The following is a 25,918-nucleotide window of genomic DNA, read 5'->3' as shown; positions in this document are numbered from 1 at the left end:
TTTTGTTAAAAAAATTATTCAGTTCCGCCTAATGTAACCCATGGAGAATTAGCACATCCCTGAACAGTACAACATACATGACCATCAGAACCTGCTAAAGCAACAGCCTGCGAATAGCTTAACTCAAACATTACATGTTTATTACCGTATTTGTCATAGCCAACTGCATTACAGTAACCTAAATTAGTAAGACTACCATTAACGTTTTTTTGCTCTCCTTTACTTAAAAGAGCAACACCTTCTAAATTTAAAATGTTTATTAACATAATATAAAGTATAAAAATTTATTTTCCTCAATCATTTTAAGTCAGTTGAGTTTCTGACTACTCTTGCAAGAATATCTTGTATCTATTTTGAAAATAGATTGTTAATTTTTGTTTTCTAATAGCATATCATCAATAAAATAAAAAATATCCTTTATATTATATACATCAGGATAGAAGAAATTATTGATAATAGTTGTTGGTGTTTGATTTATATTATTTTTTGCATTCCAATCTAAATGTCTTTTTAAAATAAATTCTACATATTGATTTTGAGTTTCAGTTTGATTGAATTTTTTTATCCAATTGTTAAAATCTTTTGAATCAAACCATTCTTTTAATGCTTCGATTGCATCCTTTTTAGATTTTCTATGATATAGTTCTAAAAATGAATTTAAGATTTTATAAGCTGGATTATTAGGGTCGTTTGTAAACAAAGAAAAGACAAAGTTTATTTGTACATCTTCATATTTGTTTACTATTTCATAATAGGTTTGGAACGATTCAGCACAAAATCCGCATAGTGGATTTGTAACGGCAATAATAACTAGCTTTGGATTATTTGAGCCAAAAAATATTCTATCATTATCTAATAATATATCTTTATTTATTAATTGCTTATTTGATAGTAGTTCTTTAAATAATTTTTTATTTCTTTTGAATTTTATAAAATCAATTTTAGTAGATTCTAAACTTAAATTTTTGATTTGAAGATTTTTAATTGTGTACCATAAAATGCTTATAAAAGCTACAATAATAATTGCTTTTGAGATTATAGGTAAATCAAAAATGAAATAATCGAAATTAAAAAATAAAATTAAAAATTGTGAAATTAAGATTATTGATATTCCAATACACAAAGCACACCAATCTTTTATCACGATTGCTTGATAATATATGGAGTATATAATTACAGGAATACTAAAGTTTGATATGAGAAAAAGTAAACTCACATTGAATTCAACAAATACAGAAAATAATAGCAATGATGAAAAATAAACAATACAAGCATCACTTAAAGAAATTACGTTAAATAATTTTGATTTTGTATCATTAATTACATTACTACATCCTTGATTTTTAGAAACTGTATCACAAAATTTATTAACTGTTTTGTTATTCATGCCAAAAGTTTCTTTGACAATGAAATAACTAATCAGAAATCCAATAAATGTCAAAATAGTAAAGATAATTGAACTTATATTAAATTTTATGATTGAAGGAAAAATACAAGTCAATAATAAGATACTAAAGAATAAATATTCTTTTTTGATTTTATTAGGATTTTCTTTTTGTTCTTTAGTTTCAATGGCTATTATGACACCATTCCAAGATTCTTTTAATTTATCAAATGAAATTTTTGTTTTTTGTAACTTTCCATCTATTAGATAAGCAGAATTATTGTCTTTTTTAACAAGATATAATTTTCCATTGATCAAACTAATAAAATTTTCAGGTAATTGGCTAATTACTTCAAAAGGAACATTGGCTACAATGTTTTCTATTCGAAAATAGTCATAAGTATCAGAAATTGATTTTATACTAGGATACTCGGGATGAGTTAGTAAATGTAGTTCAAGTATTTTCTTATCAATATTGTAGTTTGATAATTGTAAATGCTTATAGACTATGTTTGAAAATGTAGCGTTCAATTTTTTTATGGTATAAATTTAAACCACAAAAAAAGAAATGCAAATACAGCTAATTTGTATTGCACGATTAAGTTTAAAATAAATTTGGAGGTAGGATATTTATTAATGCAATAATATCAATTAATTTTAATATTACAAAAATAAAATAAACATTTATTGTCAGCTAGTTTTAAGAACGCATTCTTTTTTTGTTAAATTTGTTTAGAGATTTTTAAAAACTGAAAACACCAATAAATAAAAATAAATTCATGTTATCCAAAAATATACTCCTACTATTTATAGCTAATGCCCTTTTTGCGCAAACTTTACCCAAGGTTTCTTCAGGCACTTTAGAACGTATAGAAAACCTTTCCTCTAAATATATTACTGCTCGAAATATAGATGTTTGGTTACCCGAAAATTATTCATTTTCAAAGAAATACGCTGTTTTGTACATGCACGACGGTCAGATGCTTTACGATTCCGAAACTACCTGGAATAAACAAGCTTGGGAAGTTGATGCTATCATGGGAAAATTGTTACAAGAAAATATAATTCAAGACGTTATTGTGGTTGGAATTTGGAATGGAGGAGTTACTAGACATATTGATTATTTTCCTCAAAAACCATTTGAAAGTTTAACCAAAAATAAGCAGGATTCCATTTATAAAGCCAATAGAAGCAATGGGCAGAGTGTGTTTAATAATGGTAAGATCAATTCAGATAATTATTTGAAATTTATAGTGCAAGAAGTTAAACCGATGATAGATAAAAAATATTCTGTTTACACAGATAAAGCACACACGTTTGTTGCAGGAAGTAGTATGGGAGGTTTAATTTCTTTGTATGCCATTTGCGAATATCCTAAAATATTTGGTGGTGCGGCATGTTTGTCTACCCATTGGCCTGGAATTTTTTCATTGGAACACAATCCAATTCCGGATGCATTTTTTGAGTATTTGAAAAAGCATCTACCGAATCCGAAAGGGCATAAAATTTATTTTGATTATGGCACGGCAACTCTAGATGCTATGTACCAAACCCTACAGACTAAAGCAGATGCTATTATGAAAGCTAAAGGTTATGGAACTTCTAATTGGATGACAAGAAAGTTTGAAGGCGATGACCATAGCGAAAAATCATGGAGCAAACGATTTGCTATTCCAATGGAGTTTTTGTTGGGTAAGAATTAAACAAACTTGTAATATCTAGCGCCTAATAAAACCGGAGTTTCTTTTTCGATATAATCTAAAACAAACTCGTTTTTAGGAGCTACAACCGATTGCTTTCTTTCTTTTTTATGCAAGGAAATATAGGTGCCAAAATCTATTTCAGTGCTGTTGTTCAATCGTTCCAATAGATTAGTTTTAGCAATAATTGTTTGCCAATGTTCTTGCACTTCTGCTTCAAATACTTTTGCTTTAGATCCACTGCCATAGGCAATAAACCCCATTTTTTTATTTGTTAAATCGGATTCATTTTGCAAATGATAGGCTAGGGTAGAAAGTAATCCTAAGAAGATAGAACCTGTATACATATTGCCTATTTGCCCGGATGCAATTTCAGATGGGAAAATGGCTTTGGTTACAAAATCTAAATAGTCTTCGCTTTTGGCAATGACTTTAATTTCGTCGGTTAATTGGTTTTCTTTAGCATAAATTTCTACAAAAGTTCTTCGCGCTTGAAAACAGTAGGGAAGGTGCATTAAAATATTTTCCCATTTTTGGTATAAAGGACCGGTTTGGTTGGTGATTTCTTTATAATGAAAATAAGCCTCAGAAGTTCTGTTAATATAACATTGGTTGGAATATTGTCCATCAAAAACGGGTTGTTCTTTATAGACAGCAATTTCGTTTTCTAGGATGCCGAACCATTCGGGATTATCGGTGGTATTTAGAATTTCATTTTTAGAAAGGTAACGACGTGGTTTGAAAAAATCAAAGACCCCTTGTACAGAAACTCCAACTTCTTTTGAAAAAGCCAAGACTCTGGGATTGGCAGTGATTAGCATGGCAATTGCACCAGCACCTTGGGTATATTCGCCGGTAGAGTTTAAATCGTATTTGGCATTATCGGTAGCAACAACTATGGCTTTTTTGTTTGGGTTAAGCCTTATGTAGTCTAGGGTTGTTTGTAGGGCATCTACAGCACCAATACAAGCAAAGGTCATGTCTAGAGTGTCGCAATAACGAAAGGCTCCTTCGCCTAGTTGTTGTTCTAATAAAGCAGTAATATAGGATGCAATTGGTTTAGAAGAATCAACGCCACTTTCGGTTCCTACATAAATTCGGGCAATTTCATGTGGAGCAATTTGTTCTTGTTGTAGGAGGTGGTATACGGCATTGGCTGCAAATGTTACCACATCGTTGTGCACATCTGGGAAACTCATTTTGTGTAATCCAAGGCCTTTTATTAATTTATCTGGTTCGATATTTCTATTAAGCGCTAGGGTACAAATAGGTAAATGTATTTTTGGTATGTCAATTGCAATGCTGTCAATTCCTACTTTCATGATATGGGGATTTGATGGCAAATTTATAAATTGCTTTTTCAAAATAGATGCAACATTTTATAAAATTAATTCTTCTTAATACGATTTATGAATGTGATAATTTTAGGGTTTAATTCTGTAGTATTTTTTTATTTTTCTTATTTTTTTAGCCCGGATAATAGCGGAAATACATCAACTGAAAATTAATTGAAATCAATTTAATAATATAGAATTTGTTGTTATATTACTGCCTAATTATTAATTTTTGAAGTTGTAATTAAGTAATCCTATAAATATTAATTAACTAACTAAATATCAAGTGAATTATGCAATATCAAGTGCTTCATAAGGTTATTTATAGTAGCTGTGTTTTTGGCATCAGTAAGCACTATTAGAGATGATATTTGCGAAGTTTTGACAATAGATTTTCCAAATATTAGAAAAAATATCCTTCATAAAAATGACGATAACGATTAATTCTTAAGGTTAATTATTCGGATGTTTTACCAATAATTGCAACTGACTTTTCCATCTTTCAATAAGCATAGTAGTAATTCGCTTATTAAAACTGGAAGAGTTTTTTGTATATTCAAGATATTCCTCAACTGTAAATAAGCCAACAATAACTCCTATTAATTGATTTCTAAAGGCGGTATCAGCAATAGTTACTTTATCAATATAGATGCATTTTTTTTCATGAGATAAAGTAAAAAATACATTTTTATTCTTTGTAGCATAAGAAAGAAATAGTTCAATTAATAAAATATTTTGAAATTTTAAAATAGGGCGGAGGGTCGTATTTTGAAATAATTCTTCGGTTGAAATACCATTAGTTATTTTGCCTAAAGGTTCTTCCTTTCTTAGTTGGGGTATTAAATCATCTCGTTTGTTCATAATTAATAAAATCTAGAAAATTATCTAAATATAATGTGTATTAAAGCTTTTTTGAAATGTATTAATAAAAAAATACCTCTGTACATACAGAGGTATAAATTTAGAAAATTATATATTGTTATTTTTTGTTTTCAGTTTCTAATTTAAGGATTCTTTTCTGCAAATCTTCAATTTGATCCGAAGTTGAATTGTTTAATTTAGCCCAATCCCCATGTATTTTATTTTTTCCAATTGAATAAGTTAATCCCAATGAAGTATATACCATTAAACCACCTTGATTATTTGAACGATCCTGTTGCAGTCCATTCCAAGTATACCATTGTTTAAAGTTTTTTAGTACGGTAACATCACTAATCAAAGAAACTTTATTAAATAACTTGAATTGTGGTGAAAATCCAAGCATAACTCCTAAGTTATTATCCCTTCTAGCAAGTTCTGGTAAATTTGAATTAATTTTTGAAACTTGGAAACCTCCATGAATTAACATATTAAATTTACCCATTTCCTTTGAAATGTCAAATAAATTGGAAGTATTAATAACACCTTGCAATCCAACTGTAAAACCATCCAAATTAAATGCTTTGCTATCATTTTCAGGATTATTATTTAATTTAAAATAACCAAAATCTAATTTAGCTCCAAATATAGGATTAAGCATGTATCTCCCTCCTAGATTAAACGAATTTGTAATAACAGTACCAAACTTATGCTGGATGTAATATTTTTCAGTAAAAGGTGTAATCCCTTTTGCTTGGCCTGAAGTAATTTCAATGGTTAATTTATTAAAATCAGAAGATTTTGTATCCATTTTTACTTGGTTTTCTTGAGCTTGAAAAGAAGCGGAAGTGAATGCTAAAAATGCTAAAAAAATAATTTTTTTCATGATTAAGTAGGTGTTAGATTTGGGTTATCGCCACAAATATAAATCTTTATAATAAAAAAAACTATTTTTCATTTAAAAAATAGTAAATTTATTGATTTAGTAACATATAAATATATTTTATGAGGATTTCTACCATTTTCGTTACCGTTGACCTACTAATTTTTAAAGAAATTGATACTACTAGTTTATTATTATTAATAAAAAGAAAAAATGAGCCTTTTAAAGATTGTTGGGCATTACCTGGAGGATTTGTAGATGAAAATGAAGATTTAGAAGTAGCTGCTAAAAGAGAACTTCTAGAAGAAACTCAAATTAAAATTGATAAATTAGAGCAACTTAAAGCTTTTGGAAGACCCTTTCGTGACCCTAGAAGTCATGTGGTATCTATAGCCTTTACTGGTTTTGTCTCAGCAGAAACTATTGCAATTGCAAGTGATGATGCCAAAGAAGCAAAGTGGTTTTTGATAAAAGATTTGCCAAAATTAGCTTTTGACCACGATGAAATCATTAATTTTGCATTGTTAAAACATAAAATAAAATGAGATTTCATACTAGAAAATGGGTTAAACCCGAAGATTTAAACCCAAACAGTACTTTGTTTGGAGGTAGATTACTAGCTTGGATAGATGAAGAAATAGCACTTTATGCCATAATTCAATTGGAAAGCCCTAGGATTGTTACCAAACACATGTCGGAAATTAATTTTAGAAGTTCTGCAAAACAAGGCGATATTGTTGAGATAGGAATTGATGTAAAAAAATTCGGAACGACTTCACTAACTTTAATTTGTGAAGTACGAAACATGATGACAAAAGAAACAATAATTACTATTGATGAAATTACTATGGTGAGTGTAAATATGGAGGGTAAACCTCAAGCCCATGGCAAAACCAAAATCGAATTTATTGAAGATAGATTAAAGAAATAATCTTATAAACTTTTATCGGTTGCCATTTCATAAATCTCTAAATCGAAATAGGCAACCGAAGCTATAATATGATCAAAAATATCGGCCATAATATGTTCGTATTGTTCAAACCTTTGGTCTTTAGAAAAGGTATAAATTTCTAGTGGAATTCCTTGTGCTGTTGGTTGCAATTGGCGGCATAACAATATCATATTTTTGTTAATTCCAGGATAATGCTCTAAATAATTAGTGATGTATTTTCTAAACAAACCAAAATTTGTAATATTTCTCCCGTTAATTGGAAGTGATTTATCTACATTATAAGTTTTATTATACTTGTTAATTTCCAATTGCCTACTATCAATATAATCCGATATTATTTGGATTTTCTTCATTTTAAACAATTCTTCTTCATTTAGAAAACGAATACTCTTAGATTGAATTAAAATATGTCTTTTTATTCTTCTACCGTCTGATTTTAACATTCCGCGCCAGTTTCTGAACGAATCTGAAATTAAACTATAAGTAGGTATTGTAGTTGTTGTGTTATCAAAATTTCTAACTTTTACCGTAGCTAAATTAATTTCAATAACATCGCCATCGGCACCAAATTTATCAAAGGTAATCCAATCGCCAATTCGCACCATATCGTTTAATGATACTTGCACACTAGCTACAAATCCTAGAATAGTGTCTCTAAAAATCAAGATGATAATTGCCGAGATGGCTCCTAAAATTCCTAATAAAGTATTTTTATTGATATCAAAAACTTCAGAAATAATTACACCTACACTAAAAATCCAAAGCACAATCATAATTACCTGTATATAACTATCAATTGGTTTGTCACTAAAACGGGGTTGCTCTTTTAAAAAATCACTTGTTGCTTTTAGGATACTACGAACTATCCATAGTGACAATAAGACTATATAAACTTCTACCATTTTTCCGAAAATGGATTCCCAATAATCGTATTTATCTAAAATTATTGGCACCGATTTGTAAATAAATAAAAACGGAATTAAATGCGCAATATATTTAGCCGTTTGGTTAGAAACCAATAAGTCATCAAAATTAGTTTTAGTTTTTTTAGCTACTATAGACATTAGTGAAATTAATACCAATCGGAAAACTATATAAATAACATACGCTAAAACACACAATATTAATATATTGAGAAATAAACTAATATAAGATGCAGTTAGATTTCCTAAAGAAATCTTACGAAGTAAGGGATATAACCAACCATATATTTTTTCTAAAAGATTATGCATTTTTAATGTATTTTTTCTCAATAAAGAAAGCTCCAAACGGAATTAAAGAACCTAAAAGAACTGCAGCTAAATCTTTTACAGTCCATTTTTGTTGGGATTTTATAATAAAAGCTAAGTAAAAATAGACAATAAAAAGTATCCCATGAGTCATACCTATAGGAAAAAGTAAGGTTTTATAAAGAACAAAATTCGTCGGCTTAATAAATAGCATGTTGGCTAGTAATATTAAATAAGAAAATCCTTCTGAAATTGCTGTAATTTTAAAAATTTTGACCATCATATAAGTTTTGGATTGCAAAATTAAGTAATTACCTTAATAATAAGACTAAAAGTAGTTTACTTTTGCAATAATTTAGCATTTAGTTATGAGCAAACGAGATTTAAAAAAATACCTATCCGAATTAAATAAAACCCAATTGGAAGAACAAATCCTAGAATTATATGATAAATTCAAAGAGGTAAAGGTTTATTATGATTTTGTTTTTAATCCAAAAGAAATTAATTTGGTTAAAGAAGCTAAATTAAAAATTTCTAATGAATATTATCCTATTCGAGGTAAAAAGCCAAAAATGCGAAGATCTATTGCTCAAAAATTCATAAAACATTTTATTTCCCTAGGAGTAGATGCCTATATTATTGCAGATATTATGCTTTACACATTAGAAATAGCGCAAACACTTTCTGCAGAAAGAGAAATAAAACAAGAGGCTTTTTATAAAAGTATGCTGTCTTCATTCCAACAATCAATAAGTTTTATGATAGAAAAAGGTATTTTAGACGATTTTAAAAATAGGGTAGTGGCTATACAAGAAGAAACTAATTCCCAAAATTGGTTTAATAAATATGAATTTAACACCACTGTGGAGCGATTTGATTATTAATTATTTTTTTAGATAAATTAAAAATTGTGAGGTCAAACCTTTTTTTAGGTGTAGTTTTGCAAAATTGTAAAAATCACTATGCCTAAAAAAGATTTTCTTACCGAAATTGAAGACAAAAAAGAACTCTATGGTTACCAAAAAGGGGATATAGATAAAATTTTTGAACGACTAGATAATGCACCGCACAATTACCATTTATTATACCAATTACCAACTGGTGGTGGTAAAACGGTAATATTTTCTGAAATCACACGACGTTATTTAAAAGAACACAATAAAAAAGTTGTGGTTTTGACTCACAGAATTGAACTCTGTAAGCAAACTTCCAAAATGCTTAAGGCATTTGACGTAAAAAACAAAATCATAAATAGCGCTATAAAAGAATTGCCAGATCAAGAGGAATATTCTTGTTTTGTTGCTATGATTGAAACCCTAAAAAATAGACTAAACGACGAAAAATTAGAAATACAAGATGTTGGTTTAGTGATAATTGATGAGGCTCACTTTAACTCTTTTAGGAAGCTATTAAGCACCTTTAATAATGCTTTTATTCTTGGAGTAACCGCAACTCCTTTAAGTTCCAATATTAAATTACCAATGTATGAAAACTACAATGAATTAATTGTAGGAGATACTATTCAAAACCTTATAGATAAAGGATTTCTAGCCAAAGCAACAACTTATAGTTATGATGTGGGGTTGACTTCCTTAAAAGTTGGTATTAATGGCGATTATACCGTGAAATCTTCTGATGATTTGTATAGTAATATGGTAATGCAAGAGAAATTATTGCATTCGTATACTGAAAAATCTTTAGGTAAAAAGACCTTGATATTTAATAATGGTATCAATACTTCTCTACATGTTTACGAAAGTTTTAAACATGCCGGATATAATATTCGACATTTAGATAATACAACAACTGCCGAAGATCGAAAAGATATTTTGCATTGGTTTAAGAAAACACCTGATGCAATACTTACTTCGGTTGGTATATTAACCACAGGGTTTGATGAACCCACAGTAGAAAGTATCATATTAAACCGCGCCACAAAGTCATTAACCCTGTATTTTCAAATGATTGGTCGGGGTTCTAGAAAATTACCACACAAAGATAATTTCACAGTTATTGATTTAGGAAACAATGCTTTACGATTTGGATTATGGAATAATCCTATAGATTGGCAACATATTTTTAAATCGCCCGAATATTATCTAGAAAGTCTTCGTGAGGATGCAGATATTGAAAGTAATTTCAAATATGTTATGCCACCTGAATTATTGGTTAAATTTAGTAAATCTACAGATATTTCTATGGACGTTATGGAAGAATTTAAATTTACAATAAAAAATAATTTAAAAGCCAAAACAATTATTGAGAAATCTTTAGAACAACATGCTACTATGTGTGTTGAAAATACCGAAGATTTATTGACTGCTAGAAAACTATCAAAAGAACTTAATGACGACATCGAATTCCGAATTAGACAATATTGTGTATGTTTAGGAAATGTTTCTAAGAATTATAGAAGTTGGTTTATAGAAGATTATACATTAAAGCTAACTATTGCAATTGGTAGGATTTATCGTTTAAAAGTTATGAATGAGTTAGATTAATAAATGATTTATTTTGCACTATAATTTATATTATGTAAAATAGGAAAATTAACTCACTTGCACATGTCTTACTATTTCAATGTTTTATGATTATATAATAACTAATTATCATAAATTTTAGTAAATAAATATACTTTACCTTTCTGTTTAATTAATGTTAGTAAACTTTTTTAAGAAAAAGTAATCGCATTACTTTCTTTAATAATTTTGTATTATATTTATTTTCGAAATTTATTTATCAAAAACAAGATTATGGAAAATGCTATTTCACAACGTATAGCTAATTTTTTAAAAGATTACGAGCCATTTAATTATTTATCTCACGAAGAATTAATTAAAATTGTTTCAACTATTCGTGTGCTTAATTTAGAAAAACATAAATCTTTGTTTCAAATCAATGACATTTTGCACGACTCTTTTTATGTTGTGGCTTCGGGTGTTATTCATTTAACAGTAATTTCTGATGCTGAAGAAACCCTGTTGAATAAATGTTATTCTGGTGATATCTTTGGTTTGCGTCCGTTTTTTGCTAAAAATAATTACCAAATGACGGCCAAAGCTCGTGAAGAAAGTATCATTTACGCCATTCCCATTGCTTCTTTTAAACCTTTTGTAGCTCAAAATTCTAAAGTTTTAGATTTCTTATTAGAAAGTTTTGCTGTTAATACCAAAAATAGTTTAGATAATAAAAACCACGGATTGATTTCAGATAATGTAAATTATACGGATAATCAGTCGGATATGCAGTATTTTCAGTCTTTAAACTATAACAAAACACCTTTAAAAATAAGTTTTAATACTCTTATTAAAGAAGCAGCACAATTGGTTACCGATAATATGTTTGATAGCGCTTTAATCACAGATCAAAACCATCCTATTGGTATTGTTACTGATAAAGATTTTCGCTCTAAAGTAGCAACTGGTCGTTTCCAGTTGACTAATACAATAGATAAAATAATGGCTTCCCCAGTTATTACAGTAACTGAAAATATTTCGGTAGCCGAAGCGCAGTTGGTAATGTTAAAACATGGTGTCACTCACCTTTGTGTAACAAAAGATGGTACCGACAAATCAGAAGTAAAAGGAATTATATCCGAGCACGACCTTGTTGTGGCCCAAGCTAACAATCCAGGCATTTTACTTAAGGAGATTAAACGATCGCAAACGGCTAAAGAATTAAAATTAGTTCGAAATAAATTAACCGATATTATTCAATCTTCAATAAATAAAAATATACCGCTTACTCATATTAATAGTATTGTTGGAGAAATTACTCTTGCAATTGTTAAGCGAGCTGTGGAACAAGCTATTTTGGATTTAGGCTCCCCTCCTGCTCGTTTTGCTTGGTTAAGTATTGGTAGTCAAGGAAGAAAAGAACAGCTTTTGTTTACTGATCAGGATAGTATTTTGATTTTTGAAGATGTTTCTCCTGAAAAATACAGAGATGTTAAAGATTACTTTTTAAAACTTGCAAAAAAAGCAACAGCAACTCTAGAAAAAGTAGGATTTATGAATTGCCCTCACGGTCACATGGCAAGCAATATGTTATGGTGTAAATCATTGACAGACTGGATAAAACAATACGAAAATTGGATGAATACTCCGGGTGAAAACACTAATGAAATTAGTAGTGTTTTCTTTGATTACGAAATGGCATTTGGAGAACAAAAAATTGAAGATGCTATAACCGAAACCATTTTTAATAATATAAAAAACAAAGTACTTTTCTTTGATTATTTAGGAAATGACACTTTAAAAAAACCTACTCCATTAAACTTTTTTAAGAAATTTAATGTGGAAGAAGAAGGAGAAAACAAAGGAAAATTTGATATTAAAACTCGAGCTCTAATGCCATTAATTGATGGTGCTCGAATGTTGGTATTGAGTAATAATATTAAAGGGGTTAATAGTACTTTTTTGAGATACAAACAATTAGCTATGATTGACCCTAAGTTTTCTGAGATTTATCTGAATTGTGCCGATGCTTTTTTAGTACTTTCTAAATTTAGAACTCTAGAAGGTTTAAAAAATGATAATAACGGACAGTATATTAATTTAGAGGAATTGAATAAAGTAGATAAAGAAAAATTAAAAAATTCTTTAGCTCCAATGAAGGAACTAGAAGAATTAATTAAAGATAAATTTCAATTAACCCAATTTTCTTAATTTATGATTGATTGGCTAAAAAACATAAATAAAAATTCACCAGAATTTTGGAAAAACTATCTATCTAAATTCGAAAAAAAATCGAATAGATATGTTGTTTTATGCACAGAAACCAGTGGTCTAAACCCTAAAAAAGATGTGATTTTATCTTTTGGAGCTGTTGCTGTTATTGAGGATAGCATCCGATTGGGTGAAGTATTTGAAGTTACTATTCCACAATATAAATTCTTGCACGATAATGGTTTGTCTAATGATTTTCTTTTGGAATCGGAACAGCCAAAACTATCAGAATATCAAGCTTTTGAGAAATTCATTGATTTTATTGGAAATGCTACTCTTGTAGGACACCGAATCCATTTTGATGTAGAGATGATAAATGGAGTTTTAGAAAAATTAGCTTGTGGAAGGTTAAAAAATGAAGCTCTAGATATTGAAATGATGCATAAAAAACTGAATGATATTAATAATGCCAATTTCACTATTGACCAATTAAGCGCTATTTATAAAGTTCCAAAAAACGAACGTATTTCTACTACCGATAATGCTTATACTATTGCTTTATTATTTTTGAAATTAAAATCAAGATTGCATTTGCAATAGTTATCTATGGATTAAAAATCAATTTAATTGTCTTAATTATTGAAATGAAAAAATTTTTCACCTTACTAATTCTCGGTATATTCCCCATATGTAATTACAGTCAAGATACTACTATGAATAAAGATTGGCCCAATTTAAATAAGTATGCTAAAGAAAATAGCCAACTAGCAACTACTAATACTGTTGTTTTTATGGGCGATTCTATTACCGAATTTTGGAAAGTAAATGATGAAAGTTATTTCAATTGTAATTCCTATATAAACAGAGGTATTAGCGGGCAAACTACGCCACAAATGCTTCTTCGTTTTCGCCAAGATGTTATTGAATTAAATCCATCGGTAGTTGTTATTTTGGCAGGAATTAATGATATTGCCGAGAATACAGGTCCTATTTCTATAGAATCTATTATGGAAAATATTATTTCTATGGTAGAATTGGCCAAAGCCAATAAGATAAAAGTTATTCTTTGTACAGTTTTACCTGCTAATCATTTTAATTGGAACCCAAAACTAGAACCAGCCGATAAAGTAATTGCTCTTAACCATTTGATTTCTAACTATGCTAAAAAAAATAAAATTACTTGCGTAGATTATTATGCAGCTATGGTAGATGATGAAAAAGGGTTACCAATAATATATAGCGCAGATGGTGTGCATCCCAATTTAGAAGGGTATAAAGTCATGGAAGTATTGGTACAGAAAGGGATTTCAACCTATTTAAAAAAGTAATTTTATATCAATCATTTTTGTGTGTCAATAAACTACTTTTTGATTGGTGTTTTTTGTACTTTTGCACCTATCCTAAATTGCAATTTTAAATTAAAAACTAATGAAATATACAGCATCACGCCTTTCTGCAGGAAATAAAATTTTTCCAACCGAAATACACCTAGAATCTACAGGAATTACTATAAAAATACCAGGATTGTTTAAAGGTGAAACCAAACAATTTGATTTTAACCATATTGCTTCGGTTGAAATCGACACACCACTTGTAGGGTTTTCATCTATTTCAATTTATGCTGGTGGAACTCAAATGACTGCATCCGGTTTTACGAAAGCAGAAGTTAAACAGATTAAAGAAGGTATTGAAAAAGGAAAATCCTCTTTAAAAAGTGGAACTAATACAGGTGGATCTTCTTCTAGCATTGCTGATGAATTGAAAAAACTTAAAGACCTTGCCGATTCGGGAGTTATCACCGCTTCTGAATTTGAACAACAAAAAAACAAAATATTAGGTAATTAGAAATTCCTATATAAGTAAAAAATCTCCACTAATAATGGAGATTTTTTTTGTTTAAATTTTTAGATATAAAACTTAATCTATTGAAATTGTTGCACCTGCAGGGATTTTATATGTTTTGTTTTCTTTTTTTAGAAAAAGATCAATAGCACTTAAATTGACAACCCTTTTTTTATTGACTGAAAATTTCAAATTCTGAAAGGCTTTGATATAATCTACTAATTCTATTTGTGCGGTATAATAAATTGCAGAATTATCGGAAAGCAATTTTAAGAATTTTTCGGTTTCCGACCATTTATTTGCATCCGATCCCATTTCCCAACTGTGTCCCCATATATCCAAAACTGCAAGTTCTTTCGTCGTAATAAAAACCTCTATAACTTTATAAAAACGTGCCATCTCCTGAGCATCTTTTTCGGGTTGGTTAGGCTCCCAATAAGCCTTTGCAAATTGGTGCATGGTTGGATGCCATCTTAAAAATTCTTTTGGAATTTCAAAAGTATAGGTATCCCCTACCGTTCTGGCATATTCCATTCCCAATCCATCCATGGCTTCAATTACAGCATCATTCGTATTTCCAAAAGGATATGCCATGCCTCTTACAGGATATTCCATTAAACGTTCTAGTTCCTTTCTATCTTCTACAATTTCAGAAATAACATCTATTTTAGATTGATCGGGCAAATTAGGATGATTTGCAGAATGAACCGAAACTTCATGTCCTTTAAATAAATTCTTAATTTCCTCTTTATTTAGATAATCTTTGGAACCCAATTTATTAGAATTCAAATGAAAAGTTCCAATAAGATGGTATTTATTTAGGAGTTGCACCAACTGTCTGTCTTCGGTTCTACCATCATCATAACTCAGAATTAGGGCTTTGTTTTTACCTTCTGGAAAAAGCATTTTAATGTTAATTCCGCTAGTAGCTAACTCTGGATTTATTTGTGCAGATGCTGAAAAAGCAATCAGAATCAATAGATTTGTAATTATTTTTTTCATAATGTAATTTTAATTATCCAACTGATTTTCAAAATCTTATTTCCGATTATATTGAGATTTTTTTTAAACACCTTCAAAAATAATTAGAAAAAATCAATTCTAATGCGAAACAATTACCTTTTTAGTAATTGAATTTTTATCATCTGATATTTTCACAAAATAAATACCTGAATAAACGGTTTCTAGATTTAGATAACTCATCGTACTACCTTGTTTTAGAGTATCTTCTAAAATTAATTTTCCATTTACATCAAATAATTCAATTTTTAAATCACTAACAACTGGCGAGTAAGACTGAACGACTACTATATCGCTAGAAGGATTAGGAAATAAAGACAAGCCAATTTGTTCTAAATTGTTATTAGCCACCGATAAAGCTGGATTGTATGTTGTTACTGGTTCACTTATAGTTGCGTGGGTAGAAGCTTGGACTACACCATGATAATATTTTCCTAAAAGATATGGATATACAGGTTTGTTATTTTCATCAATAGTTGCAAAATAACAATAAATTCCGTTTGGATATTCAGGAGTTTTACAAAATCTTCCGTTGCTTTCATCTAAATCACCCAAACCAGCAACATATTCAAAATCTTCCAAATAAGCTCCCAATACTGCTTGAATTTGTGGAGCTCCTGGACCCATAATTTGAACCATTTGGGTTAAAGTTGGTCCTACAGAAGCAGTTCCATTAGGCAATGTTGTTCTTGCTGTAATGTTTCTTAATCGATAACTAGGAGTGATTCTCTTTATAGGTGTAGTAGCATCCAATGGATTGGTATACCCGTAAGCCCCATAAATAGGATATCCATCGGCTGCAAAACCAATAAGTGGTCCGTGTGTGGCAGCATTTGGAACATAAAGACCATCGGCTAAATAGATATTACAGATGGAGGAGGTTGGTACTGTTTCTATATTAAAAGCAGAAGGATTTTGATGGTGATGGTAATCGGATGTCATTGGTCCTGGATGCCCATGCGCACAATCAAAACCAATATTTTCAAAGTAAACTGCATTAGAATGCCATTGATTTAGATTGTTATAAGATCCCCCATCCCCTGCAGTGTAAGCAACTGTGCCATTAATAAAAGCTGCGACTGCTCCCATACCAACTAACGTATTGGTTGTAGCTACTGTTGGATTTAAAGGTAGTTTAATTCTATAATTATTATTCAATGCGGTTGTCACAGGACCTGTCGCAAAGGGACCTGTAACAAAAGCTGGTACTCCAGTAGCACTAACATAAACAAAATTAGAAGAATATTGAACTAGTTGCACATTGGCATTTATTGTTGTGTTTATTGGGGTAGGATTACCTGTTAGATAATATCTTCCTTTGGTATTATTTGTGTTTTGCAACCACGATAAAATTGCTGGATTGGTTTGTGCGAAAGTAGAACTACCAACAATAAAGAGTAACAAAATTAGTTTTGATTTCATATTCTGAAGTTTATTTGATTATATCAAACAAATATACTTTTAGAATTAAAGTATCAAAAATGAAATTAGGTTGAATTGTAAATAAAAAAGGTTGAATTGTAACAAAAAAAGTATTGATATAGGATATTTTAATTATCCAACCATTTTTTGAAATCCTGTACTCGATCTCGGCTTACAATTTTAGCATCCGAATCTAGAAATTTTGTTGCAATAGATAAACGACTATTAAAATAAGTACTTACTTTTTCGATAGAATTAATGTTTAAGATTATTTTTCTGTTGGTACGAAAGAAATTTTTAGGATGTAACATCGTTTCCAAATGATCTAAAGTATAATCAATGAGATAGTGATTTCCTTTATTGGTAACTAAAAACGATAGACTTTCTTTGGTTTCAAAATGATGAATTTCTTCTACAGGAATGGTATCTATAGTTTGCCCTAATTTGACTAAAAAGCGGGTTTTGTATTCTTTATTCATTTGCTGGTAAGCCGTTGCAATACTAGAAATAAGGTCTTTATTATCAAATTGATGATGCTTTTGGAATTTATCTAAAGCAAATTGTAAATCTTGTAAACTAATGGGTTTCAATAAATAATCGATGCTGTTTTGCTTAAAAGCTTGAATGGCGTAATTATCAAAAGCGGTGGTAAAAATGATTGGAATTTCTAGTTGTATTTGATTAAAAATTTCAAAACTATTGCCATCTGCCAAATGAATATCCATAAAAATTAAATCGCAATTCAGTACTTCTTTAAAGGCAGTTACAGAAGATTTAATAGAATCAAAACATTCAATTACCACAATAGACGTATCAATTTTATTTAATAAAATAGTTAAATGATCTGCCGATAATTTTTCGTCTTCTATAATTACAACTTTCATTTCTTTTGTATTAAAGGCAAAATTACTTTAAAAATTTCTCCGTTGTTAGCAATGACAACTTTTTCATCGGTGTAAAAAGAATACCGCAATTCTATATTTTTCAAACCTGTTTTAGAACTATTCACTTCGTCGCTTCGCAGTTTTATTTTGTTTTCAATTACTAAAAAATTATCTTGGGTATAAATCTTTACTTTCAGAGGATTGGCCTGTGATGCTTCATTATGTTGGATGGTATTTTCAACTACCATTTGCAAACACATTGGTACAATTAAATAAGAATTTTTGTTTTCTTCTATGTTTATTTCAAATGAAATTCGGTCTTCAAATCGTATTTTTTGTAAATAAATATAATGATTTATAAAATCTAATTCTTCTTGCAACGGCACTAATTCGGAATTTTTACTATCCAAAACATACCGATATACTTTTGCTAATTCATTAATAAATTCGGCTGCTTTATCTTGGTTTTTATAAACTAACGAAGTTAAAACGCTTAAATTATTGAATAGAAAATGAGGATTCAATTGACTTTTTAAATTTTGCAATTGCGCATTGGCACTTTCTGTTTTGTATTTTTCAACTTCAAGTAAACTGGCTTTCCAAGATTTTAAAAAATGATTCGAAATGTCAATAATAATAACTAGAAAAGTTATAATTAAAGTAGGTATAAATACTTCTCTCAACTTAGGGTTAAATATTTCAAAAGAACCAAATTTGAAATAATTAATAACTGAAATTGAAGTGATTAAAACCAAAATGGTATATACTAAATTGGTAACAATTTGTGCAATTATTCGTTCGTTAGGTGAAGTTATCCATGAGATTTTTTTATCTAAAAAGCTATCAATTTGCAGATTTCCTTCCCACAAAAGAACCGTTATGATGCTAACAAATAAGATTTCATCGTCCAAAAAATTTGGACTACGAAAAACAAATAATTTGAATAGAAAAGCAATGGCTAATCCAATTCCAAACATATAAAAAACTCTGTATTTGATAGTTCTCATACCTATTTAAAACTGCAATTTATAAATAAAATTTGGAAAGAAACCCAATTGATAAGTAGTATTCAAATTCATTCTTTGGTTATCATACGTTTGTGAAAACATATTTTTATGATTGGTAACATTCTGTAAATCTAATGAAAACGATTGGGAAAGTTTTTTGGTTTTGCTATTTATGGTATAACTTCCTTTTAAATCCAATCTAAAATAATTAGCATAATTAGCCGAATAGGCATTGGTAGAAAGTACTTCTTTGTTTGCAAATTGCGAAGCCGAAATATCTACTGGAGTGTATGATCTTCCGCCAGCATTAGTGAATTTTATATCAGTGCTGATTTTATTTCTATTATCGGCTCCTACTTTCCATTCTTTTCCTCCCAAAATATTAAAAACGTATTTCCCGTTAAATGCTGTATTTCGTTCAACGCCATCACTTCCTTTGTATTTTGAACTGTACAATGAAGATGTAAATAATCCGTAATAGCCTTTGCTAAAGAATTTTTCGATAGTTATTTCGGCACCATAATTTTTACCCGTTCCTGCATTGGTAAGATTGTCTTCTAAATCGGTTTTGAAACTGGAACCAGTATTCAACATCGAATAACTGCTGGAAAAAGTATTCACTGGAACATTAGAAATAGCTTGATAATAAACCTCTGTTTTCAATCGCCAATCTTTGAAGGGTTGTAAATCATAACTCAAAACAAAGTGCTGGCTTTTTGTGAAATCTAAATTTTTATTATTGTACGAATACGATCCATCTGCATTTTGGGTCTGTAAAAAATAAACATTAATTGGTTGCATTTGCGAATGTAATCCATATCCTAAACTAAAACTGCTCTTGTTATTTACAGCATATTTCAAGCCCAAACGAGGTTCTACCGAAAACGAATTGTTCAAGAAAAACTTTTGCGAATGCACGCCAGCATTTAAAACTAATTTCTCGCTAATATTGTATTTTCCATGAACAAACGCTTGCGCTAAATTGGTATAACTGTTGTAATCCCAAACTTGTATAAACGGAGCAATACCATTATCTTTTGTTTTATAAAATAAATCCAATCCCAATAATTCATTCTGAATTCCTGCTTTTATAAAAAACTTTGAATTCACTTTTAAGTTATAAGTTGAACTGAAATTATAGCCTGTTTTTGCCACATTACTAACTTCTTTTGTGAAATTTAAATTGGCCATCCGATCAAAATCATAGGATGTTTGGTCGTTTTTAGAATAATTCAAACCAATGGTAGAACTAATAAACGATTTTGGATTGATTTGTTTGAAATGATTTAGACCAACAATCGCTATTTTACTTGCAAAATCTACTTGATTTCCGTTTCCATATAAACTACTGGAATTTCCTCCATCAATTTTTATGGTACTTGTTGCCAAAATTCCGAACATCGAAAATTTTCCAAATTTTGAAGTACCACTATTTAATTTGAACGACAAATCTTGATAGGATGGTGTTGCAGTGGTACCAATATCAACGCCAACGGCTTGCGCAATACTGGCCAATCCATAACGATAACCTACCAAATAGGAAGATCCTTTTTCTTTGTTAATTGGCCCTTCGGTTGTTGCTTCAAGACCTGTAATCACGCCAAATTGTAATGTAGTTTCTCTTTTTTTAGAATTTCCACTTCTGAATCCTAAATCAAAAACACCCGAAGTTGCATTGCCATATTCGGCAGGAAAAGCCGAAGTAAAGAAATCGGAATTCTTTAATAAATTAGTATTTAAAGCACTTACCGCGCCACCAGTTGTTCCAACAGAAGCAAAATGATTGGGATTGGTTACATTCATTCCGTCAATGCGCCATAACACACCTACTGGCGAATTACCTCTAATAACAATATCGTTTCGGCTATCATCGGGAGTGCTTACTCCTGCAAAGTTGGCTGCCAATCGAGCCACATCACTCCTACCGCCTGCATAACGATTAACTTCTTCCATAGAAAAAGTTCGGGCGCTAACGGTGGCTAATTTATTGATCGTTCCTGCTTTGTTGGAGGCTTTTATAACAACTTCATCTAGTTTTTTGAATTCGTCTTCTAGAGTAACGTCCAAAATCACTTCTTTTCCTGAAGTTACAATTACGTTTGGAATTACGACTTCTTTATAACCTATATAGGAAACTTTAATTTCATAACGATCGGGTGCGATATTGGTTAAAATATAGTTCCCTTTTTCATCCGTAACAGTTTGTTTTTCGGAATTAATTATTTGAACTTTTGCACCAATTATAGGAGTTTGCGATAATTTGTCGATAACAATTCCACGGATATTTTGCTTGTTATCTTGAGCAAACAGTGCTGTTGAAATCAATAATATAAAAAGGTATTTTTTCATAAAAAGTATATTTTGATAGTAAAATTAATAAAGCTATTTATGATCTTTTAGCAAAAAAAGTTGAATTGTAGAAAAATCGTGTTGAGTTGTAACAACAAAAAAACTGCTCCATTTCTGAAGCAGTTTTTAATTAAATAAACTAAATCTTTAATAAAAAACTATAATTTTCCTTCTTTAATTTCATCCACAATTTCTGGATTTAGCAATGTTGAAGTATCTCCGAAATTAGAGAAATCTCCTTCTGCTATTTTACGTAATATTCTACGCATAATTTTTCCAGAACGGGTTTTTGGTAAACCAGATACGAATTGAATCTTGTCCAATTTAGCAATTGGTCCAATTTGATCTGAAATTAATTGGTTAATCTCTTTGGCAAGATTTGTTCTGTCACGAGTTTCTCCTGTTTCTTTCAAGATTACAAATCCGTAAAGCGCATTCCCTTTAATATCGTGAGGAAATCCTACTATAGCACTTTCTGCAACTGCTGGGTGCTCATTAATAGCATCTTCAATTGGAGCAGTTCCTAAATTATGTCCAGAAACAATAATTACATCATCTACTCTACCAGTAATTCTATAGTATCCTACTTCATCACGTAAAGCACCGTCTCCTGTAAAATATTTACCTGGGAAAGCAGAGAAATAGGTTTCTTTATAACGTTGGTGATCCCCCCAAATGGTTCTTGCCATAGCAGGCCATGGGAATTTAATACACAAACTACCCGTAACTTGATTGCCTTCAATTTCGTTACGCAATTCATCCATCAATACGGGCTGAATTCCTGGTAAAGGAAGTGATGCATAAGTTGGTTTTGTTGGCGTTACAAATGGAATTGGCGAAATCATAATTCCTCCAGTTTCGGTTTGCCACCAAGTATCTACTAAAGGGCAACGTTTTCCGCCAACGTGGTCGTTATACCAGTGCCATGCTTCTTCATTGATAGGCTCTCCTACAGATCCAATAACTTTAAGGGAACTTAAAGGAAATTTTTGCACGTAACTCAAATTCTCTTTTGCCAAAGCACGAATGGCAGTTGGCGCAGTGTAGAATTGATTTACTTGGTGTTTTTCAATTACTTCCCAAAAACGGCTATAATCTGGATAGGAAGGTACTCCTTCAAAAATAACAGTAGTCGCTCCATTTAATAATGGTCCGTATAAAATATAAGAGTGACCCGTAATCCAACCAATATCGGCAGTACACCAGTACACATCGTTTTCTTCGTAATTGAATATATTTTTAAATGTGTATGCTGTATAAACCATATATCCTGCAGTGGTATGCACCATTCCTTTTGGTTTTCCAGTAGAACCAGAAGTATACAATATGAATAAAGGATCTTCTGCATCCATAATTTCAGCAACACTATTGGAAAGCGCGGCATCCATTAAAGGCTGTAACCATTGGTCACGTCCTTCTTTCATATTAACTGGAGTATTGGTTCTTTTAACAACCAAAACTTTCTCCACACATGGTGATTTTTCTAATGCTTCATCAACAATTCCTTTTAAATCAATGGATTTGTTTCCGCGGTAACTTCCATCCGAAGTAATAACCATTTTACAATCGGAATCATTTATTCTTGTAGATACTGCCGAAGATGAAAATCCTGCAAATACCACAGAATGTATCGCACCAATTCTAGCACAAGCCAAAACCGAAACTGCCAATTCTGGAATCATTGGTAAATAAATACAAACTCTATCCCCTTTTTTTACACCTTGTTCGCGAAGTACGTTAGCCATTCTGGATACTCTGGCATATAATTCGTTATAAGAAATGTGTTGTGCATCTTCAGTTGGATCGTTAGGTTCAAAAATGATGGCGGTTTTCTCGCCTCTTTTTGCTAAATGTCTGTCAATACAGTTTTTAGTAATATTAACTTTGGCATCTACGAACCATTTAAATTTGGATTCTTGCATGTCAAAATCCAAAACTTTTTCCCATTTTTGGTACCAAGTAAAATTTTCATCTGCAATACGATCCCAAAATTTTCTTGGCTCTCGAACCGATTTCTTATACATTTTAAAGTAATGCTCTAAACTTTCTATTTTATAATAACTCATTTTTTTTTTGGTAATTAGTTAATAGTAACTAGTAATTAATATTAAATTTGTGTAAATATAAGTATTCTATTATTTTGGTAAAGAATTTTCTTGCTAAATAGGTATATATAATTAGATAAAAGAATATAGAAAATAGAGTATAGATAATAGACTTCTCAACTAATGGATATTTTCCCTATATTCTTTTCTCTTTTCTCTTTTCTCTTTTCTCTTTTCTCTTTTCTCTTTTCTCTTTTCTCTTTTTTCTATACTCTATTTTCTTCTTTTTCTTTATCTAAAAGAACCTATTTTTGCTTTTTCAAATTCTAATCTAATTTCATCAATAATAGCCTCATCATCAATGGTAGATGGAATTTGGAAATTATCACCATCGGCAATACTTCGTAATAATTTTCTTAATATTTTACCCGAACGTGTTTTTGGCAAACGCTCTACAATAACAACATCTCTTAAAGAGGCTACGGCCCCAATTTGATCTCTTACTAAATGAACCACCTCATGTTGCAGTTGAAAATGTTCCATATCTTCTCCATGTTTGATAACTATTAATGCTAAAGGAACTTGTCCTTTTAAAGCATCGTTAATTCCAACCACTGCGCATTCAGCAACTGAATGGTGGGAAGAAACAATTTCTTCCATTTCGGCAGTAGAAAGTCTGTGCCCGGCTACATTTATTACATCATCTACCCTACCCGTGATGAAAATATAATTATCATCATCTTTAAATCCGCCATCTCCAGAGAAATAATATCCTGGAAATTTATTTAAATAGCCTTCTTGAAATCTATTATTATCCTTCCATAAATCAAGCATTGTTCCCGGAGGCAATGGTAATTTAATAACTACATAACCTTCTTCATTCGGACCTAATTCGGTTCCGTTTTCACCAAATATTCGAATATCATAACCGGAAACTGCTTTTCCAGCAGAGCCTGGTTTTACTGGCAAATACTCTACTCCCATCATGTCGGAAATCATTGGCCATCCCGATTCGGTTTGCCACCAATGGTCTATTGCAGGAACTGGAATATGTTGGTTATACCATTCCAAAGTAGCCACATCGCAACGTTCCCCTGCTAAGAATTGATTTCTTAGGCACGTTAAATCGTATTGCTTGATGAACTCTCCGTTTGGATCTTCTTTTTTTATAGCACGAATTGCTGTAGGAGCAGTAAACATGGTGCTTACTTTATGTTCGGCAATTACTCTCCAAAAGGTACTAGCATCGGGAGTTCTAATTGGTTTTCCTTCAAATATTATGGTTGCATTTCGATTAATAAGTGGACCATAAACAATAAAACTATGTCCTACTACCCAGCCCACATCCGACGCAGCCCAAAAAACTTCATCTTGTTTTACACCATAAATGTATTGCATTGAAAATTTAAGTGCCGTGGCGTAACCGCCTGTATCTCTAACAATTCCTTTTGGTTTTCCTGTGGTTCCAGAAGTATATAAAACATATAATGGGTGCGTTGCGTTTACAGGAATACAAGGAGTTTCTTCTGAACCATAAACTAAAGCATCGTAATCGACATCGTATTTTTTAAACGGAATTCTAGCACCTAATTTTCTATTGAAAACAATTACTTTTTTAGGTTTATGGGATGCTAATTCGATAGCTTCATCGACTAATGGTTTGTAAGCTATTAATCGATCTATTTCAATTCCTGAAGATGCAGTGATGATTAATCTAGGTTTGCAATCGTCAATTCGGATTGCTAATTCGTGTGGTGCGAATCCACCAAAAACAACCGAATGGGTCACTCCTATTCTAGCACAAGCCAACATTGCAAAGGCCGCTTGCGGAATCATTGGCATGTATATTACAGCAGTATCGCCTTTTTTTAATCCTAAAGAAAGCATACCTCCCGCTAATTTAGCAACTTCCGATTTTACTTCATTATAAGAATATTTTTTAACCGTTTGGGTAACAGGCGAATCATAAATAATTGCAGTTTGATCTCCGTAACCGTCCTGTATGTGCTTGTCTAAAGCTAGATAGCAAATATTCAATTCACCATCCTTATACCAAAGCGGGTAGTTATTTTCATCTTTGGATAAAATAATAGAAGGCTTGTTGTACCATTCTATTTGATCAGCTTGCTCTGCCCAAAAAGTTTCTGGAGATTGGATACTTTTGGAATAAAATTCTTCGTAATTCATTTGTAATGTATAGTTTGCGGTTGCTTAATTTTGTTAAGTAAATATAAATAATTTACAAACACAAGATTAAATATTATTGCAAAATAAATATATACGAAATCGATTTCGTAAAACCACTATAAATAAAGAAGAGCGCCTTTTTTAGGGCATAATTT

23 protein-coding genes are annotated in these 25,918 nt (G+C 30.7%); 9 read left to right on the top strand and 14 right to left on the bottom strand.

Annotated features, from left to right (window positions below; translation table 11 throughout):
- Positions 1-14 precede the first annotated feature (14 nt).
- Positions 15-266 carry a hypothetical protein gene (locus tag ACIQ2J_RS09650; protein WP_396169097.1) on the bottom strand — a complete coding sequence of 84 codons (252 nt, stop codon included), beginning with the start codon at positions 264-266 and terminating at the stop codon, positions 15-17.
- 101 nt (positions 267-367) lie between these two features.
- Positions 368-1,915, bottom strand: coding sequence for a vitamin K epoxide reductase family protein (locus ACIQ2J_RS09645; RefSeq protein WP_396169093.1), 1,548 nt, complete (start codon positions 1,913-1,915; stop codon positions 368-370).
- Between the two features lie 248 nt (positions 1,916-2,163).
- Here ACIQ2J_RS09645 and ACIQ2J_RS09640 point away from each other — a divergent pair, with 248 nt between their 5' ends.
- Complete coding sequence (locus ACIQ2J_RS09640; protein WP_396169091.1) at positions 2,164-3,087, top strand: alpha/beta hydrolase; 924 nt, start codon at positions 2,164-2,166, stop codon at positions 3,085-3,087.
- Here the strand turns inward: ACIQ2J_RS09640 and ACIQ2J_RS09635 are convergent.
- From ACIQ2J_RS09635 to ACIQ2J_RS09625, 3 genes are all read right to left on the bottom strand, one after another.
- Positions 3,084-4,406, bottom strand: coding sequence for a hydroxymethylglutaryl-CoA synthase family protein (locus tag ACIQ2J_RS09635; protein WP_396169089.1), 1,323 nt, complete (start codon positions 4,404-4,406; stop codon positions 3,084-3,086). The two genes, ACIQ2J_RS09640 and ACIQ2J_RS09635, sit on opposite strands and share 4 nt — an antisense overlap.
- A 465-nt stretch (positions 4,407-4,871) precedes the next feature.
- Entirely contained in the window at positions 4,872-5,279 is a 408-nt protein-coding gene (locus ACIQ2J_RS09630) for a glyoxalase (RefSeq protein WP_396169087.1), read from the bottom strand.
- 118 nt (positions 5,280-5,397) lie between these two features.
- Positions 5,398-6,162, bottom strand: coding sequence for a hypothetical protein (locus ACIQ2J_RS09625; protein ID WP_396169085.1), 765 nt, complete (start codon positions 6,160-6,162; stop codon positions 5,398-5,400).
- A 119-nt stretch (positions 6,163-6,281) separates the two neighbouring features.
- On the opposite strand from ACIQ2J_RS09625, the gene ACIQ2J_RS09620 reads away from it, so the two are divergent.
- A complete protein-coding gene (locus ACIQ2J_RS09620; RefSeq protein WP_396169082.1) occupies positions 6,282-6,704 on the top strand; it encodes an NUDIX domain-containing protein in 423 nt (140 codons plus the stop codon).
- The gene (locus ACIQ2J_RS09615) at positions 6,701-7,090 is read left to right on the top strand and encodes an acyl-CoA thioesterase (RefSeq protein WP_396169080.1); all 390 of its coding nucleotides are present in this window, start codon (positions 6,701-6,703) and stop codon (positions 7,088-7,090) included. Before ACIQ2J_RS09620 ends, ACIQ2J_RS09615 begins: the two co-directional genes overlap by 4 nt.
- A 2-nt stretch (positions 7,091-7,092) precedes the next feature.
- On the opposite strand, the gene ACIQ2J_RS09610 is transcribed toward ACIQ2J_RS09615, so the two are convergent.
- Both ACIQ2J_RS09610 and ACIQ2J_RS09605 read right to left on the bottom strand, forming a co-directional pair.
- A complete protein-coding gene (locus ACIQ2J_RS09610) occupies positions 7,093-8,343 on the bottom strand; it encodes a mechanosensitive ion channel family protein (protein WP_396169077.1) in 1,251 nt (416 codons plus the stop codon).
- Positions 8,336-8,623 carry a DUF3817 domain-containing protein gene (locus ACIQ2J_RS09605; protein ID WP_396169075.1) on the bottom strand — a complete coding sequence of 96 codons (288 nt, stop codon included), beginning with the start codon at positions 8,621-8,623 and terminating at the stop codon, positions 8,336-8,338. The genes ACIQ2J_RS09610 and ACIQ2J_RS09605 overlap by 8 nt, the downstream gene beginning before the upstream one ends.
- An 85-nt stretch (positions 8,624-8,708) precedes the next feature.
- Here ACIQ2J_RS09605 and ACIQ2J_RS09600 point away from each other — a divergent pair, with 85 nt between their 5' ends.
- From ACIQ2J_RS09600 to ACIQ2J_RS09575, 6 genes are all read left to right on the top strand, one after another.
- Positions 8,709-9,224 carry a DUF6155 family protein gene (locus tag ACIQ2J_RS09600; protein WP_396169073.1) on the top strand — a complete coding sequence of 172 codons (516 nt, stop codon included), beginning with the start codon at positions 8,709-8,711 and terminating at the stop codon, positions 9,222-9,224.
- A gap of 78 nt (positions 9,225-9,302) precedes the next feature.
- The gene (locus ACIQ2J_RS09595; RefSeq protein WP_396169070.1) at positions 9,303-10,841 is read left to right on the top strand and encodes a DEAD/DEAH box helicase; all 1,539 of its coding nucleotides are present in this window, start codon (positions 9,303-9,305) and stop codon (positions 10,839-10,841) included.
- Between the two features lie 252 nt (positions 10,842-11,093).
- Positions 11,094-13,007: a DUF294 nucleotidyltransferase-like domain-containing protein gene (locus ACIQ2J_RS09590; protein WP_396169068.1), complete on the top strand. Its 1,914-nt coding sequence runs from the start codon at positions 11,094-11,096 to the stop codon at positions 13,005-13,007.
- A gap of 3 nt (positions 13,008-13,010) precedes the next feature.
- Positions 13,011-13,607: an exonuclease domain-containing protein gene (locus tag ACIQ2J_RS09585; RefSeq protein ID WP_396169066.1), complete on the top strand. Its 597-nt coding sequence runs from the start codon at positions 13,011-13,013 to the stop codon at positions 13,605-13,607.
- 44 nt (positions 13,608-13,651) lie between these two features.
- The gene (locus tag ACIQ2J_RS09580; protein ID WP_396169063.1) at positions 13,652-14,335 is read left to right on the top strand and encodes a GDSL-type esterase/lipase family protein; all 684 of its coding nucleotides are present in this window, start codon (positions 13,652-13,654) and stop codon (positions 14,333-14,335) included.
- A 100-nt stretch (positions 14,336-14,435) separates the two neighbouring features.
- The gene (locus ACIQ2J_RS09575) at positions 14,436-14,852 is read left to right on the top strand and encodes an SHOCT domain-containing protein (RefSeq protein WP_396169058.1); all 417 of its coding nucleotides are present in this window, start codon (positions 14,436-14,438) and stop codon (positions 14,850-14,852) included.
- A gap of 72 nt (positions 14,853-14,924) precedes the next feature.
- Here ACIQ2J_RS09575 and ACIQ2J_RS09570 read toward each other — a convergent pair whose 3' ends face one another.
- From ACIQ2J_RS09570 to ACIQ2J_RS09540, 7 genes are all read right to left on the bottom strand, one after another.
- Positions 14,925-15,851, bottom strand: coding sequence for a polysaccharide deacetylase family protein (locus tag ACIQ2J_RS09570; protein WP_396169055.1), 927 nt, complete (start codon positions 15,849-15,851; stop codon positions 14,925-14,927).
- 99 nt (positions 15,852-15,950) lie between these two features.
- The gene (locus ACIQ2J_RS09565; RefSeq protein ID WP_396169052.1) at positions 15,951-17,291 is read right to left on the bottom strand and encodes a YHYH protein; all 1,341 of its coding nucleotides are present in this window, start codon (positions 17,289-17,291) and stop codon (positions 15,951-15,953) included.
- 128 nt (positions 17,292-17,419) lie between these two features.
- Complete coding sequence (locus ACIQ2J_RS09560) at positions 17,420-18,175, bottom strand: LytR/AlgR family response regulator transcription factor (RefSeq protein WP_396169050.1); 756 nt, start codon at positions 18,173-18,175, stop codon at positions 17,420-17,422.
- Positions 18,172-19,182, bottom strand: a complete 1,011-nt coding sequence (locus tag ACIQ2J_RS09555) for a sensor histidine kinase (RefSeq protein ID WP_396169048.1) — start codon at positions 19,180-19,182, stop codon at positions 18,172-18,174. Before ACIQ2J_RS09555 ends, ACIQ2J_RS09560 begins: the two co-directional genes overlap by 4 nt.
- A gap of 6 nt (positions 19,183-19,188) precedes the next feature.
- On the bottom strand, positions 19,189-21,531 hold the full coding sequence (locus tag ACIQ2J_RS09550; protein ID WP_396169045.1) for a carboxypeptidase regulatory-like domain-containing protein: 2,343 nt from the start codon (positions 21,529-21,531) through the stop codon (positions 19,189-19,191).
- 158 nt (positions 21,532-21,689) lie between these two features.
- Entirely contained in the window at positions 21,690-23,597 is a 1,908-nt protein-coding gene (acs, locus tag ACIQ2J_RS09545; protein ID WP_396169042.1) for an acetate--CoA ligase, read from the bottom strand.
- A gap of 270 nt (positions 23,598-23,867) precedes the next feature.
- Positions 23,868-25,763: an acetate--CoA ligase gene (locus tag ACIQ2J_RS09540; protein ID WP_396169040.1), complete on the bottom strand. Its 1,896-nt coding sequence runs from the start codon at positions 25,761-25,763 to the stop codon at positions 23,868-23,870.
- Positions 25,764-25,918 lie beyond the last annotated feature (155 nt).

This window comes from Flavobacterium sp. (assembly GCF_044357305.1).
Taxonomy (GTDB): domain Bacteria; phylum Bacteroidota; class Bacteroidia; order Flavobacteriales; family Flavobacteriaceae; genus Flavobacterium.
The sequence above is the reverse complement of the archived record's forward strand: the minus strand, read 5'-3'. Positions and strand labels throughout refer to the sequence as shown.